The 349-nt window shown below is 45.6% G+C and carries 1 pseudogene; it reads right to left on the reverse strand.

The features are described 5' to 3' along the window. A pseudogene (gene tsf, locus BHE89_RS22735) lies at positions 1-250 on the reverse strand (translation elongation factor Ts); the annotation flags it as partial. Positions 251-349 lie beyond the last annotated feature (99 nt).

The raw sequence follows: 349 nt of genomic DNA on the forward strand, positions 1-349 counted from the left end.
GTCTGTTTCACAGTTCAGTTCAACCAGCGCACCGAATTTACCATCAGCAGCAACTTCTGCAAGGATGATACCTTCAGCAGCAACGCGACCTGCTTTTTTAGCCGCTTTTGCTTGACCTGATTTACGCATGTTGTCGATAGCTAATTCGATATCACCGTTAGCTTCAACCAGCGCTTTTTTTACATTCCATCATGCCTGCGCCAGTACGTTCACGCAGTTCTTTTACCAATGCAGCGGTAATTCCAGACATTTTGTTTCTTCCTCGACTTTTCTATGGGCGAGCCATAGATGTTCTCATAGCAGATGTGTAAAGGGGGCCTATTGAGGCCCCCTAACCAATATATAGCAA

Source organism: Shigella sp. FC1967 (assembly GCF_001743005.1).
Classification (GTDB): domain Bacteria; phylum Pseudomonadota; class Gammaproteobacteria; order Enterobacterales; family Enterobacteriaceae; genus Proteus.